The organism is Rhizobium sp. SYY.PMSO, from assembly GCF_046840415.1.
Lineage (GTDB): Bacteria > Pseudomonadota > Alphaproteobacteria > Rhizobiales > Rhizobiaceae > Rhizobium.
This window is the reverse complement of the sequence record NZ_CP177349.1, coordinates 3,087,675-3,105,024: the sequence shown is the minus strand read 5'-3', so window position 1 is coordinate 3,105,024 and position 17,350 is coordinate 3,087,675. Positions and strand designations below refer to the sequence as shown.

The window sequence follows — 17,350 nt, the reverse complement described above, 5'->3', positions numbered from 1 at the left end:
GCTCTTGCTGTTTGTACCCACGGTATCAGCCTCGCGTAATGTTTGCTGCTGCCTGTTCGGTGAACTTCGCGCCAGCGTCCTGCGCGCTGGTTTTGCCGAAAGCCACTTCCTCGGCGATCTTCTTCAGCAGGAATGAGTTCTCGCCGGCGCCGTTCGGCGGAGACGGCGGCAGTGCGCCGACATGCGGCGTCAGCCGGCCGATATAATCGACCACCTGCTTGCTGACGGCATCGAGATCCGGCGTCAGCAGATCGCGGATTTTCGGGGAGGCGGGGACGCCGCGCTCGAGACCAAGCGCCTTGGTGCCCTCCGGATCTTCGACCAGATAATTGACGAAGGCGACGGCGGCATCCTTGTTGGGCGAAGTTGCCGAAACCGACATCAGCATCGAAGGTTTCAGATACTGGCCGGGCTTGCTGTCCGGACCTGCAACCGGATAGGAAACGATCTCGAGCTTTTCCTTGACCAGGCCTTGAATAGCCACGAACTGGTTGGAATGAGCGAAGCTCATCGCCGCCTTCCTGGTCACCAGCATGTCGGTTTCGAGGGTCAGCTGATCGAGCGCCTGGACATCGGCCGGCACGCAGGCGCCGCTCTTGCGCATATTGCCCCACAAGTCGAACCAGTCGGCCGCGTCCTTGGCTTCGAAGGCGAGCTTGCCGTCCGTCGTGTAGAGCGCCTTGCCGCGCTGGCGCAGCCAGCATTCGAATGCCGGCTCGTTGCCGCTCGCATCGCCGGTGCCGTAAAATCCGCGGCGCTTTTTGGCAGCCGTTATCTTGGCGCAGGCATCGCCGATCTGTTCCCATGTCATGGCGTCATGCGGCGGCTCGACGCCGGCTTCGGTCCATGCCGCCGTGTTGACGACGACCATGAAGGAATTCACACCGAGGCTGACGCCGTAGATCTTGTCGTCGACCTTGCCGGAATCGATGTTGGCGGCGCCGAAATCCTCGATCGCCAGGCTCTTGCCGAGATAGGGCGTCATGTCGAGCAGGGCGCCGCGGCGGGCATATTCGAAGATGTAGCGATAATCCATCTGGATGAGATCCGGCGCATTGCCGCCGCCGGTCTGGGTGGCAAGGCGCGTCCAGTAGCTGTCCCAGCCGAAGGATTCGCCGGCGATGGTAATGTCCGGGTTCTTGGCCTGATAGGCCTTCACCGCTGCGAACGTGCGGTCGCTTCGCTCCTTCGATCCCCACCAGAGAAGGCGCATCGCGGTTGCCGCATGGGCGCGGGAAAGTCCGATACTGCTGAAAGCGAGCGTAGCTGCCATGCCGGCAAGTAACTGCCGACGATCGATCGTCAACGTCATCCTGGTCTCCTCCCCAGTGAACCGATGATTTACGAAACTGCTTTGCATGATATAACTATTTGGTTACAAGTTGGATAGAAACGTGACCGCTGTCAAGCGTCAATCGTGTCACAATAAAAACGATGCATGCCGGAGCCGGCAGCGTTCATTGCGGGAGACACCGACCGGAAAGGGACTCATCCATGGCGATCAGGGCGAGGCAAGAAACTGAAAATATGGAACAAGCGGATGTCGGCAAGACTGTAAAGACGAGGGGTAGGAAGGTGTCGCGCAATCCGCAGCGCACCCATGCCACGATCCTGGAGGCGGCGACGGAAGAATTCGCCGCGCACGGCTTCGGCGGCGCCCGCGTGGATGCGATCGCCGCGCGGGCACAGACCAACAAGCGGATGCTCTATCACTATTTCGGCGACAAGGAGGGGCTCTATCTCGCCGTGCTGGAGGCAACCTATGCGACGATCCGCAATGCCGAGAAGCAACTCGATCTCGCACATCGCCATCCGGAGGAGGGAATGCGCGAGCTTGCCTTGTTCACCTGGCGGCATTTTCTGGCTCATCCCGAGTTTCTAAGCCTGCTTGCCACGGAAAACCTGCATCACGCGCGCTATCTGCAGCGATCCGAGAAGGTCTCGGCCATGCATTCGCATCTGATCGATGAACTCTCCGACGTTCTGCGCCGGGGGGAGGCGCTCGGCATTTTCCGCCCGGCCGTCGATCCCATATCCGTTTATCTCACCATTGCCGCGCTCGGTTATTTCTATCTGTCGAACCGTCATACGCTGTCGACGATTTTTGCGCGCAAGCTGACGGCGCCGGATGCGCTGAATGCCTGGGGGGAGCATATCGTTGCCGTCACGCTCGCTTCGATCCGGGCATAGAAGGCTCGCAACAGGGGCTTCGATGCGGTCGAGAAATTTTCAAAAGACGATTGACAAGGCCGGATTTATCGCGCGATCTTGTAACTATATAGTTACATTGCCGGGCGGCCAGGCATTTGCTTTTTCCTACTCCGGAGGGAGCCGGCCGGTCCTGTCTTGAGCCGGCAGTGAGCCTGAAGGCTTCCTTTCCCGGCAAGCGGAGAGAGGAGCCATGCATGCCGATGCCTGCGCGAACAGACCTGACTGACCATCACGGGAGCTGCCTGCCATCATGACCGATCCATTGAACATCAGACTTGCCGAGGCCGAGGCATTCGAGCGCCCCGTCCGGCTGCGGCTTCCGTTCCGCTTCGGGGCGGCAACCTTGCGGGAAGCGCGGCAGATTTTTCTGCGCGTGCGCATCGAGGACGCGCAGGGACGCTCGGCTGAGGGCATGGCGGCCGAGCTGATGGTGCCGAAATGGTTCGACAAGTCGCCGGAGCTTTCCAACGCCGACAACGAAACCCAGCTGCGACGGTCGCTGGCATTGGCGCTCGATGCGCTGCGGAGTGCCGGCGCCGGAACGGCTTTCGGCCTGCATGCGTCCGTCGAAGCATCGCATCATGCAGGGGCCGCGGCGGAAAAGCTGAACGGTCTGGTCGCCTCCTTCGGTCTTGCGCTTGCCGACCGGGCCATCCTCGATGCCCTTTGCCGGCTGGAAGGGCTGACGGTTTCGCAGGCGATCAAGGCGAACCGCCCCGGCATCGACGCCTCCACGGCGCGCGATCTCGCGGGCTTCGACCTCCCTGGCTTTCTTTCGGCATTGGAGCCATCGGCGAACCTTGCCGCTCGACATACCGTTGGTCTGGTCGATGCCATCGTGCCCGCCGATATTCCGGCACACGAGCGCCTGGACGACGGCCTGCCGGAAAGTTTCGAGGAGGCGATCGATGCCTATGGCCTGACCTTCTTCAAGGTCAAGGTTTCGGGCGTTCCCGAGGCCGATATCGACCGGCTTTGCCGCGTCGCCTCCGTCATCGACGCCAAGGTTCCGAACTATGCGGTGACGCTTGACGGCAACGAGCAATTCTCATCCGCCGAAGCCGTCGCCGATCTGCTCGCACCCGTGAAGGAGGAGCCGAGGCTGGCAAAATTTGCCGCCTCGATCCTGTTCGTGGAGCAGCCGATCGCCCGCGCGCACGCCTTCGAGAAGCCGGTCAAGGCGTTTGCCGCCTTCAAGCCGGTGGAGATCGACGAATCCGATGCCGACATCGATGCTTTCGTCACGGCCAGAACGCTTGGCTATACCGGCATCTCCTCGAAATCCTGCAAGGGTTTCTATCGCTCGCTCCTGAACCGTGCACGCGTCGCCAAATGGAGCGCGGACGATGGCATTGCCTATTTCATGTCGGCGGAGGACCTGACGACGCAAGGGGGGCTGGCCGTACAGCAGGATCTGGCGCTCGCCTCCCTGATCGGCATGACGCATATCGAGCGCAACGGCCATCACTATGTCGACGGCATGGCCGGTGCGCCGGAGGCGGAGCAGGCCTCATTCGCCGAAGCCCACTCCGATCTCTACCGCGTCAGCAATGGCCGCACGCGGCTTCGGATCGAAGCGGGGCAGCTTGCCATCGGCTCCATTATCAATGCCGTCGGCCTCGGTTCCTCGGTCAAGCCGGATTGGGCGGCGATGGAGAGGTCGCGGATATAGGATTTTGGTCAAGATCATGGGGCTTTGAGTCTTCTCGAGCATGGCCGCTCACCCTAGCCCTCTCCCCGCGAGCGGGGAGAGGGCTAGGGTGAGCGGCACGCCTTCGAGGTAAATTCAGGCCGCCGAGGCCCCATTATCGCTGTTTGCAGAGTCTGGAGGAGCAGATGCAGTCATCGAAGAAACGCTACGTTCTGGTCGGTACGGGAAACCGTGGCGCGACCATGTGGGGCAAGGATCTGGTCGAGCGGTGGAGCGACGAGGTCGAGCTTGTGGCCGTGTGCGACCTCAATGCGATGCGAGCGAAGCGGGCGCTGGACTATATCGGCGCATCGGTGCCGGTTTATACCGATTTCGACGCATTGCTGCGGACGGAAAAGCCGGATCTCGTCATCGTCTGCACGCGCGATTCCACGCATGACGATCTGATCGTCAAGGCGATGGAGGCCGGCGCCAATGTCATCAGCGAGAAGCCGATGACGACGACGGTCGACAAGATCAAGCGCATTCTCAATGCCGAGGCGCGCACCGGCAGGCGTCTGGATGTCTCTTTCAACTACCGGTTCGCGCCGACGGCGGCGAAGATCAAGGAGCTGATCAACTCCGGCGTCATCGGGGACGTGACCTCAGTCGACTTCCATTGGTATCTCGATACCAGTCACGGCGCCGATTACTTCCGCCGCTGGCATGCTTTCGTGGAAAACTCCGGCAGCCTCTTCGTTCACAAGGCGACGCACCATTTCGATCTTTTGAACTGGTATCTGGATTCCGATCCGGAAACGGTTGCCGCCTTTGCCGATCTCAGGCATTACGGCCGCAAGGGGCCGTTTCGCGGCGAGCGCTGTCGTGGCTGTCGTTACAAGGACGAATGCGATTATTATCTCGACATCGGCGCGACGCCCTTGCTCGAAAGCCTTTATGAGGAACCTTCAACCGTCGACGGCTATGTTCGCGACGCCTGCGTCTTCCGGGAGGATATCGACATTCCCGATACGATGGTCGCCTCCATCCGCTATCGCAGCGGCGTCAACGTCTCCTATTCCTTGAATACCTACATGCCGATCGAAGGCCATCACATCGCCTTCAACGGTCACAAGGGCCGTATCGAGCTGCGCCAGTATGAAAAACAGAACTGGACGACGCCACCGGCCGACGAGATCGTCGTCATGAAGAATTTCGGCGATGTCGAGCGCATATGGGTGCCGCATTCGTCCGGCGGGCACTATGGCGGCGACGACCGGCTGCGCAACATGCTGCTGCGCTCCGGTCCGAACGACGAGCTCAAGCAGCGCGCCGGTTCGCGGGCAGGGGCGCTGTCGGTGCTTTGCGGCATTGCCGCGCTGCAAAGCAGCCGTACCGGCCAGCAGGTGTCGATTGCCGATATCTGGGGCAAGGATGACGGCCTGAACCTGCTGGAACCGCGGCCATAAGCTCTGGCCGCAGGGTTGTATTCCTACCGAAACCGGCGTCAGCCGGCGCGGGGCTTAGCTGCAGCCGGGTAGCTGCTGCGCATAAATTCGCGTCATGCCATTGAAGCGCCGGGCGCCGGCAAGAGCGGTCGCATTGCCGCGCCATGAACCCTGCAGAAAGCCCTTCGGGCCAGAGTAATAGGCGAGATAGAGGCTATAGGAATCATTCAGAGGAATGCCGGTCTGCAGGTGGGTCTGGTAGTGATACCAGCCGACGAAATCGATGGCGTCGGAGAAGCTGGTGCGGCTTGCGGTCCAATTGCCGGTCTCGCGCTTGTACTTATCCCAGGTGCCGTCCAGCGCCTGCGAGTAGCCATAGGCCGTCGTCGGGCGTTTCCAGGGGATGAAGCCGAGCAGATAGCGCCGCGGCGGGCGGGCGCGCGGCCGGAAGCCGGATTCGGTATAGATCGTCGCCATCAGGATCGGCACCGGCACGCCATATTTGCGTTCGGTGCGCTCGGCCGCGCGCTGCCAGTTGTTGAACCAGCCGTCGCGCTGGTCGAAGATCGCGCAGATGTTGCGGGTGCGCGAGGGAGCGGTGGCACAGCCTGCCAGCATGCCGAGCAACATTACGGCCAGAATGGAAAGGACGCGGGTACGCATGACTAGAACCTCTTCGCTAAGAAGAAGAGCTAGCGCGGAATGATTAAAAACGGGTTGTTCGCCTGTGCTGAAATGGGGCGATTTCAGGGAGTTTTCATGGATTTGCTGCGTCGCGTCATGCCATGCGCGCCATATCCTCGCGGCGAATTTCATGAAGCAGCGACCTGCCCTCGATGAAGCGGATGACCTCCTCGACCGCCATCTCGCCGAGGCGGGTGCGCTCCAGCCCCACGGCTCCGGCAATATGCGGGGTCAGGAAGACATTCGGCAGGTCGTAGAAGGCCGATGCCGCCTCCGGAATTTCCGGATCGGTGACGTCGATGATCGCATCGATGCGGCCGGTCTTCAGCACGGCAACAAGGGCGGCCTCATCGACCAGGGCGCCGCGTGCCGTATTGATGAAGGTTGCTCCGTCCTTCATCAGCGACAGGCGGCCTGCATCGATCATGTGCCGCGTGGCGGGCAGGGACGGCGCATGCAGCGAGACGATGTCGGCCGATGCCATCAGGGTATCCAGATCGGTTTTCTCGGCGCCCAGCCCGGCAGCCTCGGCGTCGTCGACCATGGGATCATAGAGCAGGATGCGGTAGTCGAAGGGTGCGAGCAATTCGATCACTCGCCTGCCGATCCGCGAGGCGCCGATGATGCCGACGGTGCGGCGGTAGTTGCCGATGGCTTCGGCCTGCATCGGGATCGTGCGCGTGCGGTCGCGGTCGGCGACGTAGAAATCGCGGAACTGGAAGACCTTCTTGCCGGCGAAGATAATGGCGGCCAGCGTGAATTCCGCAACCGGAAGGGCATTGGCCTGCGCGGCATGGCTGACCAGTATGCCGCGATCGAACAGGCTGTCGCCGAGCAGGCCCTTCACCGTACCGGCGGAATGGGCAACCAGCTTCAAATGCGGCGCCAGCGCCAGCGCGGCGGCGTCGATGGTCGGTGAGCCCCAGCCCGTGACAAGTATTTCGGCTTCGGCAAGCAGCCTTGCCGCTCGCGTGTCATCGAAGCTCTGCATCGGCGCGGCGTCCAGCACGCGGCCGATGGTATCGAGACGACGGATCAGCGCATCGGGCAGGACATGCCGTGTGCGCGATGGCTGCATGGCAAAGGCGATGGCCGGGCGGTTGGAAGCGGATTGCGTCATGGCAGGCGACCGGGCGCCTCGATGGCGCTGACTGCGATACCCTTGTCCTTGATCAGGGCGCACAAGGCGTCGATGTCAGGCCGAGCGGGCGGCTTGCTCCAGGCATGATCGACGGCTGCGGGGTCCTTCTCCGCAAGTATCGCAGAGACGAGAACGCTCTCGCCCGCGGGAACGGTGCCGCGCAGCTGTGGCACAAGGGTCTTCGAGACGATGAGGTTGGTGTTCGGCGGCGCCTTCTGCGCAATGCCTGCGCGTTCGACTGTCGAGCCGAGATCGAGAATGCCGCTGAAATCCTCCTCGCCGATCGCATAGGCGGCGCCGGCTACGGATGAAAGCGTGTCGGCCTCGAGATCACGTCTTGCGATGGCGAAGCCGCCTTCTGCCGTCTGCAGCGGGCGCGGCGTGCTGATCCTGTGCAGGCGGATATGCCAGGGCGCGGCCGGCACGAGCCATGTCTCCACCGTCACGTCCGGATAGGGCGACCATTTGGCATAGAGCGTATCGCCGGCAAGCCTGGCGTCCTCGTTGGTTTCGCGGACACGGTAATGCAGGCCGTCGTCGCTGAAGGCGAGCATGCTATCGAAGGCGCCGCCGGCAAAGATGCGCTCGTCGCTTTCGACGCTGAAGCCGTAGCGGGCGGAATAGGCGAATTTCGAATATTTCTCCGCGCCGAAACGCATCTGCTGGTTTTCCTGGCCGGACGACAGCGCGACCACATCATCCTTGTTGCGCAGCAGGACCATGCCGGGATGTTTCTGCGGAACGATAGCCGGCTCATTTTCTGGCGGCTTTTCTCCGGCGCTCCAGAATGGATGCGTTTCGGAAAGCGCCAGCGGCAGGAAGGCCTTGAAGGCCCAATAGGGCGAGCCGGCGGAATTGTAGTTCTCCGACATCAGCAGGTTGGGATAGGCAAAGCCGATCGGCAGGGTGCCGTCGCGATTGGCGATCGGCTTGTCGGCCCACCAGCGCAGATGCCTGAGGCACAGACCCTTGATCTCGCCCCATGGCAGCGCCTCGACATCGGCAAAGGCGAGCGCCGACCAGAAGCCCGCGCAGGCGAAGCGATAGGTCAGGCTGCGGCCGAAGGGGATGGTGGCGCCATCGGGCGCGAACCAGTGGCGGAAATCCCTGGCGAAGAGCGCTGCGCGCTCGCGATAGCGCTTGGCGCGATCGTCATCCACGAGCCTGGAATAGATCAGCCCGTAGAAATGCATGGCGAAGGGTATGTAGTGATCGATGCGCCGGACATTGCCGTCGCGATACCAGCCGTCATCGATGTAAAAGCCGTCGAGTTCGTTCAGGTAGTCTTCCGTCAGGCTGCGGTCGAAGGAGGCGCCGAGCTTGTCCAGGGCGATATCCACGAAGATGCGGAAGAACTTCCAGTTGTTGTCGGCATAGTCGAAGGTGCGCGCATGCTTGAGATAGGCGACGAGATTGTCGCGCGCGCGCTGATCGAGCGGCTCCCAGATCTTTTCCGGAACCAGGGCGAGCGCGAAGCCGAGGGCGGCAAGCTCGACCATGCGCTGATCGCGGCCGTTGACCGTGCCCCAATATTCCGGATGTTTCGGATCGACGCCATTGGCGAGGCCTTCGGCATAACGGTTCCAATGGGCAAAATCGCCGCCGCCGGCACCGAGCGGCGCAAGGCCCCAGAGCGGGCGGGCAAAGCCTTCGAGATCGGCGGCTACACGGTCGAAATGCGCGCCGGCGGCATCGATGCGGACGCGGGCATTGCCGTCCGAAAAATAAGGCAGCAACGGATCGAACAGGTCGGTCAGCGCGCGGCGCATGTCCGCGAGGTTCTTCAATGGATTGCCGGCGAGCGGATTGGAGCTGGCGGGGTCATAGATCATCGGTTCGGCTTTCTCGATCGTTTCCGCGGCGGGATCGGGCTTCAGGTTTCGGGTGGCAGCGTGCCGCCGGCGATGGGCAGGACGCCATGGCAGATATGGCGGGCCGGCGCGTCGCGGTCGCGGAAGCGGGCGATCATCAGGCCGATAGCCTCGCGGCCCAATGCTGCGCGGTCGACGCGCATGGTTGCCAGCCGGGGGTTGGTCATCAGGGCGCAGGGCAGATCGTCGAAGCCGACGACGGCGAAATCCTCCGGCACCCGCAGGCCGACCTCGGCAACGGCATCCAGCACGCCGACCGCGATGAAGTCGTTCATGCAGAAGGCTGCCGTGAAGCCGCCCTTTTCGGCAAGGATCGCGGCCGTGGTATCGTGGGCTTCCTGGCTGGAGCTGCCGGCGAACGTCATCGGCACGAGCCGGCCCTCGGCGCCGTCCACGGAAGCGATCGCAGCTTCGAAACCGCGGATGCGCTCGCGGATCGTCTGGCGGTGCGAGCCCGTCAGGTGCAGGATGCGGCGGTGGCCTGCGTCGAGCAATCGGCGTGTCGCATTGTAGGCGCCGAAGAAGTTCGAGGGCGAAACGCCGTCGAAACGCAGCTTCGGGTCTGTGCCGTTGACGAGCACAACGGGCGTGCCGCTCGTTTCCAGCCATCGGCGCAGCTCGTCGGAGGGGTCGATGCCGACGAGAAACAGGCCTTCGGCGCCGGCTGTCTGCAGATATTCCTTCACCAGGTCGGGTTCGGTTCGCGCCTCGCGGATCAGGCGGATGTCGAAGCGCATGCCGCGTTCGGCGGCGCCGGCGCGCAAGCCTTCCAGAATGCCTTCGTAGAAGACGCTGAGGCCGCCCGTGACGCTGTCGCTGGCGATCAGAGCCAGACCGCCCGATGTCGTCTCGGCGGCCGTCTTCAGCGGGTAGCCGAGGTCGCTCGCGACCTTGAAGATGTGCTGGCGGATCGTCTCGCTGATGCCCGGTTCATTGGTGAGAACCCGTGACACGGTGGAAACGGAGACGCCGGCCGCAGCGGCGATATCGGCCTGTCTGATACGTTTGGAGCGAAGATCGTTCATGACGCAAAACTATGCAAAATTATGCAAATTTGCAATAGAAAGTTTTTTTATTGCGTAATGCAATGAAGTTGCATATCTTTGCGCCACTTGTCCGCGAGAGGCGTCGGGGAGATCGCCGCGGATGGCAACGCAAGAGAAGGAGGAATCTCATGCGCATGAATCGCCGCTCATTCATGATCGGAGCCGCCGGAACCGCGGCTGGCCTCGCCTTCGCCGGCGGGGCGGTGCCGGCTTTTGCCGACGCCACGCAGCTGCGCGCCATGTGGTGGGGCTCACCCGACCGCGGCAAGCGTACCGTCGCGGTCGCGGAGCTGTTTCACGCCAAGAACCCCGATATTACCGTCATCGGCGAAAGCATCAGCGGCGACGGCTACTGGGCCAAGCTTGCGACGGGAATGGCAAGCCAGAACATCGCCGATGTCTTCCAGCTCGAACCGAGCACGATCTCGGACTACTCGAAGCGCGGGGCCTGCCTGCCGCTCGATCAGTTCGTACCCTCGACGCTGAAGGTCGACGCTTTCGGCAAGGATATGCTGAAGCTGACGACGATCGACGACAAGCTTTATGGCGTCGGCCTCGGGCTGAACTCGTTTTCGCTCTTTTATGACGAAGAGATTTTCAAGAAGACGGGCCTCACCCCGCCCGGTCCGACGACGACCTGGGCCGAATATGCCGACTTGGCCGTCGAAATGACCAAGGCGGCCGGAAAGCGGGCCTATTGGGGCGGGCCTTACGGTGCGCGCTACAACTATGTGCTCGATGCCTGGATGCGCCAGCGCGGCAAGAGCCTCTTTACCAAGGAAGGCGATCTCGGCTTCGGCGTCGACGATGCCAAGGAATGGTATTCATACTGGGAAGAGCTGCGCAAACGCGGCGGCACCGTGCCGCCCGACGTGCAGACGCTCGACCAGAACGTCATCGAAAGCAACTGCCTGACGCTCGGCAAGTCGGCGATGGGCATGGCCTATTCCAACCAGCTCGTGGGCTATCAGCTTGTGGTCAAGAGCAAGCTGGCGATTACCATGCTGCCGCGCGAGAAGAAGGACGGCCCTTCCGGCCATTATTATCGTCCCGCCTTGATCTGGAGCGTCGGGGCCACCAGCAAGAACGGCGAAGCGGCGGCGAAATTCATCGATTTCTTCGTCAACGACGTCGACGCCGGCAAGATTCTCGGCGTCGAACGCGGTGTGCCGATGTCGCCGGCCGTGCGGACGGCGATCCTGCCGCAGCTCAATCCAGTCGAGCAACTGACGGTAAAATATGTCGAGCTGCTGAAAGACCAGGTGGGCGACTATCCGCCGCCGGCGCCTATGGGGTCCGGGGAATTCGACCAGAACGTCATGCGCCCTGTCGCCGACCAGCTCGCTTTCGGCAAGCTCACGGTCGCCGAGGCGGCGCAGAAGCTGGTGGACGAAGGCAAGGCGAAGCTGAAGAAGAGCTGACTAGCGTTCGTCCGCTTGTAGCCGCATGCGGTTCGATACTCCCTCTGTCGCTATCGCGGCAGATCGTCGGGAATTCGCTGCCGTCCCTGCCGGAGCCACGTCCCTTCCGGTCTCTGCGGATATGATATCGATTTGAGGCAAGTCGGTGCGACAAATAACCAATCTCCCCCTTGCGGGGGAGATGTCGCGATGGCGGCAGAGGGGTATCGCCTCCTCCGGCGCGTTGAGAATTCTTACTTCCCATCCCAGGGGGTCAATGCGTCCTGCTTCAGGCGGCGCTGCTGCTCCGGCGGAAGCTTGTAATCCCCCTTGTAAGGCGCGCTTTCGAAGGAGCCGTAGGTCGGATTGGCAATCGCGATCCAGTCATGGCCGAAGTGGGCGACATTGGCGTCGAAGACCTTCTGCCGTTCCTCGACCGTGCCCTTGTAGTCGTCGGTGAAATCGCCGAAATTGTCGCCGAACATCAGCAGGATGCGATAGTTCTTGGCGATGAAGGCGCGGCGCGTGCCCTTGGCGGAGGTCCAGTCAGGCTGCTCCTTGACGCTGAGGAAGGTATCGACATTGTCTCCCATCGGAAAGCCGAAGCGCTTCATTTCCTCGACCGTCGGCTTTTCCTCGTCGACCGTGCGATTGGTGACATAAAAGACCTTCACGCCTTTCGAGGCCGCATATTGGGTGAATTCCACCGCCCCGGCGATCGGCTTGTCCTGCTGGGCATTCACGTATTGCGTCCAGCTGTCGGCCGTAAAGCTGCTGCCGGTCGTGATGTTGCGCGCCTGATAGGGCGAGGTGTTCATGATGGTGTCGTCGACATCGAGAATGATGGCGGGCGGAAAATCCTGGAAATTGCCCGTTTGCTCGACAGGGGCCGCCGTCCAGTTTTTGTCGGCCAGTGCCTCGTCAAGCCGGATGCGGCCGAGCGTATAGGCGCCGAGCGCGTTGGCCTGCGCCTCGACCGAGGTCTGATCCCAGAGAACGGCGTTGAGATTGTCGTCTGGCATGGCATCCGGCAGATCGGCGGCCAGAGCCGGCAGGGCGGCGACGAGGCCGATGGTTGCGACGAGCGCCAGGCGCCCCGTATATCCGTTTCTCACGCTGTTCTCCTCTTGCTGAAATCCATAAGGCATATCAGTGGTTTCGGGCATGTATGACATCATGATCCGGGTAAGGATAGTTTGCGCGCGGAGCGAATGTGTCAAGCCTGTGACCGCTCGCACCGTTATCATAAAGCCGATTGCCGCCCGCGATCACGAGGGATGCGGGCGGCAATCGGCTTTGATGTAGCGGCTTTCGCGTGTCTGACGAGGCTTTGATACCGCCGCGACAGGAGAAGAGCTTTGCCTTCAGCGCGCGGCCCAGTTGGCGCCGCGGCGGAAGATGGTCTTCATCTGCGGCACGGCGAATTCCTTGGCCTGGTGGCCGAGCGAGGAATAGAAGACCCGGCCCTGGCCGTATTTGCGCTTCCAGGCGACAGGCATGACGACGCCGTCGATCCAGTAGGCATGGTCGCCGGTGAAGGTCGTCGTCGCCAGCACCTCGTTCGAGGGATCGACATGCATGTAATATTGCTCCGACGTGTAGGGGAAATCGGTGATCCCCTCCATGATCGGATCGTCGGGCCGCGTGATGTTGACCGTGTAGTCGATGATGTTGCCGGGATGGGCGACCCACTGGCCGCCGATGATGAACTGGTACTCGACGCTCTCGCGGAACGAGTCGCCGGCGCCGCCATGATAACCGGCGATGCCGACACCGCTTTCGATGGCGGCAGCAAGGTTCTTCACCTCCTCCTTCTCGATCTTCGACATGGTGACGATCGGCACGATCAGGCTGAGGTCGTGGATCGATGGGTCGGCGAAGGCCTCGGTGCTGTTTTCGAGGTAGACCTTGAAGCCGTCCTCCTCCAGCATGTCGCGGATGATATGGGCGCATTCCTGCGGTTCGTGGCCGCTCCAGCCGCCCCAGACGATAAGTGCTTCACGCATGATAGTCCTCCTGAAATTGTTTCGTTAGCGGCCGATCTGCCCATCCACCAGGGATTCGGACAGAGGAGCGGGACGCTCCGTTTGCGTCGTGATGGTGATCGTGCGCCCGCTGTCGGAGGCCGTCTGGAACGCTTCCATGACCTCGAGCACATGCAGGGCAAGGCTGCCATTGGCGCGGTGCGGCCGGTTCGAACGGATGGCGTGCGCCAGGTCGGCAACACCGAGCGAGCGGTAATTGCCGTCGGCATAGGGCGCGGTGATCTCGCGTTCGGCAAACTCGCCGCCCTTTTTCAGGAACTCGACGGGGCCGCCGAAGCGATTGGGATCGGGCACGATCAGCGTGCCCTCGGTGCCGTAGACTTCGAGCGGCACATGCTTGTGGCCGGCGACATCGAAGCTCATGCCGATCTGGACGACGGCGCCATTGGCAAAGGCCATGACGCCGGAGACATGCGTCGGCACATGAACGGGGATGTGCTCGCCGTTGCGCGGCTCGCTGGTGATGATGCGCTCCTTGCGCGGCGTCACGGCAAAGCCTGCGACCTGCGAGACGGGGCCGAGCAGGTTGACGAGATCGGTGATGTAATAGGGGCCCATGTCGAGCATCGGGCCGCCGCCGACTTCATAATAGAAAGCCGGATTCGGATGCCAGCGTTCGTGGCCGGGGCACATGAAGGTGGCGATGCCGCCGACGGGGATGCCGATCGCGCCCTCGTCGATGATGGCGCGGGCCGCCTGATGGCCGCCGCCGAGGAAGGTGTCGGGGGCCGCGCCGATGCGCAGGCCCTTGGCGGCAGCCGCATCCGCGAGCTTCTTGCCCTCGGCGAAATTGATGCCGAGCGGCTTTTCCGAATAGGTGTGCTTACCGGCTTCTAGCGCCTGAAGCCCGACGGCGACATGCGCCTTGGGAATGGTCAGGTTGACGATGATCTCGATCGAGGGATCGGCGAGAAGCGTTGCGATATCGATCGCCTTCAGGCCGAATTCGGCGGCCTTTGCCTCGGCGAGCTCGCGATTGAGGTCGGCCACGCCTTTGATGTCGAGAATGGGAAAGGATTTCATGGCGGTGAGATAGGCGCCGGAAATGTTCCCGCAGCCGATTATGCCGATGCCGACCTTGTTCATAAACGTCCTCCAAATGTATTGTCTTGTGAGTTCCCGAGGGATCAGAGAGCCGGAGCCGGTCCCGTCGTTCCCCAGGGCGATTCGTAGAGTTCCCGCAGCGCGACGACTGCGGCGCCCTGCGCCCAGGTCTCGTCGGTCGACTGGTCGAAAACCAGTTCGGTCACGCCCTTGATCGACGGCGGGATGGCCAGTGAATAGGCCTCCCGCAGGCTGTCGAGGAAGGGCTGGCCGAGCGCCAGGCTCGATCCCACGAGAATGACGCGCGGCGGGGCAAACAGCGTGACGATGTTGGCGAGCGCCATGCCGCAGGCTTCGCCGGCGCGGATGGCCGCACCGATCAAAGCGTTGTCTTCGGCATCGATCAGCGTCTTGGCATGGGCCATTCCGCGCCCGAGGCGGATGGCTTCGGCGAAGCGGCCGCTCGGCTGATCGCCGAGAATGGCGCTTTCGCCGGCAAGGCTCGCCAGGCGGATGATGCCCTGCGGACCCATGCCCAGCACGAGATCGCCGAGATTGTGACTGAGGCCGCCGGCGCCGCGAAACAGCTGGCCCCCATGCAGCACGCCCAGCCCCAGCGTCTGCTCCAGCGACACCAGCACCATGTCGTCGAGGTCTCTCGCCTGGCCGAACCAGTGATGCGCGAGCGTGATCGCATGCGCGTCGCTCTCGACGATGGTGGTCACGCCGAGCCGCTCCGACATTTCCCTGGCGAAGTCGACGCCGCTTTCCCGGAAGATCGGGCTGGTGCGCACATGGCCGGTGCGATGCTCGATGACCCCGGGCAGGCCGAGGCAGACGGAATCGATCTCGTCCAGAGCCAGGTTGGCATCGACGACGCAGCGGCGCACGCCATCCTCGATCAGGTCGGCGATGACGCCGATCGGCTGCCGGTTGACGCGCAGCGCCAGTGTCAGCGTGGACAGAACCTCGCCGCGAAAATCGGTTACGACGAAGACCATGCGATTGGCGGCGATTTTCGCGCCGACGACGCGGGCCGCATCCGGATTGAGCTCCAGCATGACGCGCGGCCTGCCGCGGGCGGCGGCTTCGCGCAGGTCGCCTTCGGTACGCGCCAGGATCAGGCCGTCATCCAGCAGCGATGCGGTGATTGCCGAGACCGTGGTGGTCGAAAGCTGGGTGCGGTCGCTGATTTCGATACGCGCGATGGAGCCCGCTCGCCGGATGGTATCCAGCACGTTGAAGCGGTTTATCGCCCGCATGAGTTCGGGATCTGCTGTTTTCATGAGATGGACGCCGAATGATGGACCCGCTCGGCTGCGGCCTGGTATTTTTAACGGAATGCGAATTAAATAACCTATGGTCATTGCCCAATGTCAAGCCGTTTTACCGGTAATCTGCCGAAAATTTGACGGCGGTGGTTGACATTTCAGCAAAGCTCCGCTGAATTATTCCGCATAAGGGAAAAAATATTGAGGTTCTTGGTTCCCTTGGGAGGAGAAAATCATGATCCATCTACGTGGGGCCAAGGCCCTTCGCATCGCCGCTATTGCGGCCACGACCGGGCTGGCGATTCTGGCCGGTGCCACCAGCGCGGCTGCGGATACCGTCGTCAAGTGGCTGCATCTGGAACTCGATCCGAGCTACGTCGCCGTCTGGCGCAAGATCGCCGATCAGTACGAAGCAAAACACCCGGGCGTGAAGATCGAAATGCAGTTTCTGGCGAACGAAGCCTTCAAGGCCAAGCTGCCGACACTGCTGCAATCGAAGGATGCGCCTGATTTCTTCTTCAGCTGGGGCGGCGGCGTGCTGAAGCAACAGCAGGAGACCGGCACGCTGATGGACCTGACCGCGGCGATGAACGCCAACGGGGGCGCCTGGCTGAAGAGCTATAACCAGGCCGCCGTCAAGGGACTCACCTTCGACAACAAGATCAGCGCCGTTCCCTATAAGCTCGGCACGGTTTCCTTCTTCTACAACAAGGCCCTGTTCGCCAAGGCCGGTGTCGATGCGAATGCCATCAAGACCTGGGACGACTATCTTGCCGCCGTCAAGAAGCTGAAGGACGCGGGCGTCGTGCCGATCGCCGGCGGCGGTGGCGAGAAATGGCCGATCCATTTCTACTGGAGCTATCTGGTGATGCGCGACGGCGGTCAGCAGGTCTTCAGCGATGCCAAGAACGGCAAGGGCAACGGCTTCAACGATCCTTCCATCGTCAAGGCCGGCGAGCAGCTTGCCGAACTCGGCAAGCTCGAACCCTTCCAGCCCGGTTATCTCGGCACCACCTGGCCGCAGGCGCTTGGCGTCTTCGGCGACGGCAAGGCGGCGATGATCCTCGGCTTCGAAAATACGGTTGCCAACCAGCGCACCAATGCCGGCGACGGCAAGGGTCTGGCGGACGACAACATAGGCCGTTTCGCCTTCCCGGCCGTGACCGGCGGCGCAGGCCTTGCGACCGACACGCTCGGCGGCCTGAACGGCTGGGCCGTGACCAAGAAGGCGCCGCCCGAGGCGCTCGATTTCCTCGCTTATCTGACCAATGCCGAAAACGAGCGCACGATGGCGCAGGCCGGCATGATCATTCCGGTCGCAGTCGGCGCCGAAGACGGCGTCAAAGGTCCGTTGATGCGCGAGGCTGCCGATCAGCTGGCGCATTCGACCTGGCACCAGAACTTCTTCGACCAGGATCTCGGCCCCTCCGTCGGCCGTGTGGTCAACGACATCTCCGTCGGCATCGTCTCCGGCCAGATTTCTCCGAAGGATGGCGCACAGCAGGTTCAGGACGCCTTCGAGCAGGATCAGCTCTAGCGACATCCGGCGCCGGCCGCTC

The 17,350-nt window shown here is 62.4% G+C and carries 14 protein-coding genes; 5 read left to right on the top strand and 9 right to left on the bottom strand.

The genetic code is table 11. The features are described from left to right. Positions 1–25 precede the first annotated feature (25 nt). Entirely contained in the window at positions 26–1,312 is a 1,287-nt protein-coding gene (locus tag ACJJVH_RS15080) for an ABC transporter substrate-binding protein (RefSeq protein WP_412064262.1), read from the bottom strand. Positions 1,313–1,527: 215 nt separating this feature from the next. Here ACJJVH_RS15080 and ACJJVH_RS15075 point away from each other — a divergent pair, with 215 nt between their 5' ends. The 3 genes from ACJJVH_RS15075 to ACJJVH_RS15065 all read left to right on the top strand — a co-directional run bounded on the left by ACJJVH_RS15075 (position 1,528) and on the right by ACJJVH_RS15065 (position 5,310). Further along, entirely contained in the window at positions 1,528–2,190 is a 663-nt protein-coding gene (locus ACJJVH_RS15075) for a TetR/AcrR family transcriptional regulator (RefSeq protein ID WP_412064261.1), read from the top strand. A gap of 271 nt (positions 2,191–2,461) precedes the next feature. Beyond that, entirely contained in the window at positions 2,462–3,883 is a 1,422-nt protein-coding gene (locus tag ACJJVH_RS15070) for a mandelate racemase (RefSeq protein ID WP_412064260.1), read from the top strand. A gap of 164 nt (positions 3,884–4,047) precedes the next feature. Beyond that, complete coding sequence (locus ACJJVH_RS15065; RefSeq protein ID WP_112796027.1) at positions 4,048–5,310, top strand: Gfo/Idh/MocA family protein; 1,263 nt, start codon at positions 4,048–4,050, stop codon at positions 5,308–5,310. A 54-nt stretch (positions 5,311–5,364) separates the two neighbouring features. Here the strand turns inward: ACJJVH_RS15065 and ACJJVH_RS15060 are convergent, their stop codons facing one another. The 4 genes from ACJJVH_RS15060 to ACJJVH_RS15045 form a co-directional block, all read right to left on the bottom strand. After that, entirely contained in the window at positions 5,365–5,952 is a 588-nt protein-coding gene (locus ACJJVH_RS15060; RefSeq protein WP_112796029.1) for a transglycosylase SLT domain-containing protein, read from the bottom strand. Between the two features lie 115 nt (positions 5,953–6,067). Then, positions 6,068–7,093, bottom strand: coding sequence for a hydroxyacid dehydrogenase (locus ACJJVH_RS15055; RefSeq protein ID WP_412064259.1), 1,026 nt, complete (start codon positions 7,091–7,093; stop codon positions 6,068–6,070). After that, positions 7,090–8,946, bottom strand: coding sequence for a DUF2264 domain-containing protein (locus ACJJVH_RS15050; protein WP_412064258.1), 1,857 nt, complete (start codon positions 8,944–8,946; stop codon positions 7,090–7,092). The genes ACJJVH_RS15055 and ACJJVH_RS15050 overlap by 4 nt, the downstream gene beginning before the upstream one ends. A 41-nt stretch (positions 8,947–8,987) precedes the next feature. Beyond that, entirely contained in the window at positions 8,988–10,010 is a 1,023-nt protein-coding gene (locus ACJJVH_RS15045) for a LacI family DNA-binding transcriptional regulator (RefSeq protein ID WP_113393826.1), read from the bottom strand. 149 nt (positions 10,011–10,159) lie between these two features. Here ACJJVH_RS15045 and ACJJVH_RS15040 point away from each other — a divergent pair, with 149 nt between their 5' ends. Next, complete coding sequence (locus ACJJVH_RS15040) at positions 10,160–11,452, top strand: ABC transporter substrate-binding protein (protein ID WP_412064257.1); 1,293 nt, start codon at positions 10,160–10,162, stop codon at positions 11,450–11,452. Positions 11,453–11,685: 233 nt separating this feature from the next. On the opposite strand, the gene ACJJVH_RS15035 is transcribed toward ACJJVH_RS15040, so the two are convergent. From ACJJVH_RS15035 to ACJJVH_RS15020, 4 genes are all read right to left on the bottom strand, one after another. Next, complete coding sequence (locus tag ACJJVH_RS15035; RefSeq protein ID WP_113359189.1) at positions 11,686–12,546, bottom strand: HAD family acid phosphatase; 861 nt, start codon at positions 12,544–12,546, stop codon at positions 11,686–11,688. 249 nt (positions 12,547–12,795) lie between these two features. Continuing rightward, positions 12,796–13,437: a ThuA domain-containing protein gene (locus ACJJVH_RS15030; protein ID WP_112796039.1), complete on the bottom strand. Its 642-nt coding sequence runs from the start codon at positions 13,435–13,437 to the stop codon at positions 12,796–12,798. Between the two features lie 24 nt (positions 13,438–13,461). Then, entirely contained in the window at positions 13,462–14,562 is a 1,101-nt protein-coding gene (locus tag ACJJVH_RS15025) for a Gfo/Idh/MocA family protein (protein WP_412064256.1), read from the bottom strand. A gap of 41 nt (positions 14,563–14,603) precedes the next feature. After that, positions 14,604–15,806 carry an ROK family protein gene (locus ACJJVH_RS15020; protein ID WP_412064255.1) on the bottom strand — a complete coding sequence of 401 codons (1,203 nt, stop codon included), beginning with the start codon at positions 15,804–15,806 and terminating at the stop codon, positions 14,604–14,606. Positions 15,807–16,026: 220 nt separating this feature from the next. Here ACJJVH_RS15020 and ACJJVH_RS15015 point away from each other — a divergent pair, with 220 nt between their 5' ends. Continuing rightward, the gene (locus tag ACJJVH_RS15015) at positions 16,027–17,328 is read left to right on the top strand and encodes an ABC transporter substrate-binding protein (RefSeq protein ID WP_113502814.1); all 1,302 of its coding nucleotides are present in this window, start codon (positions 16,027–16,029) and stop codon (positions 17,326–17,328) included. The last annotated feature ends 22 nt before the right edge of the window (positions 17,329–17,350 follow it).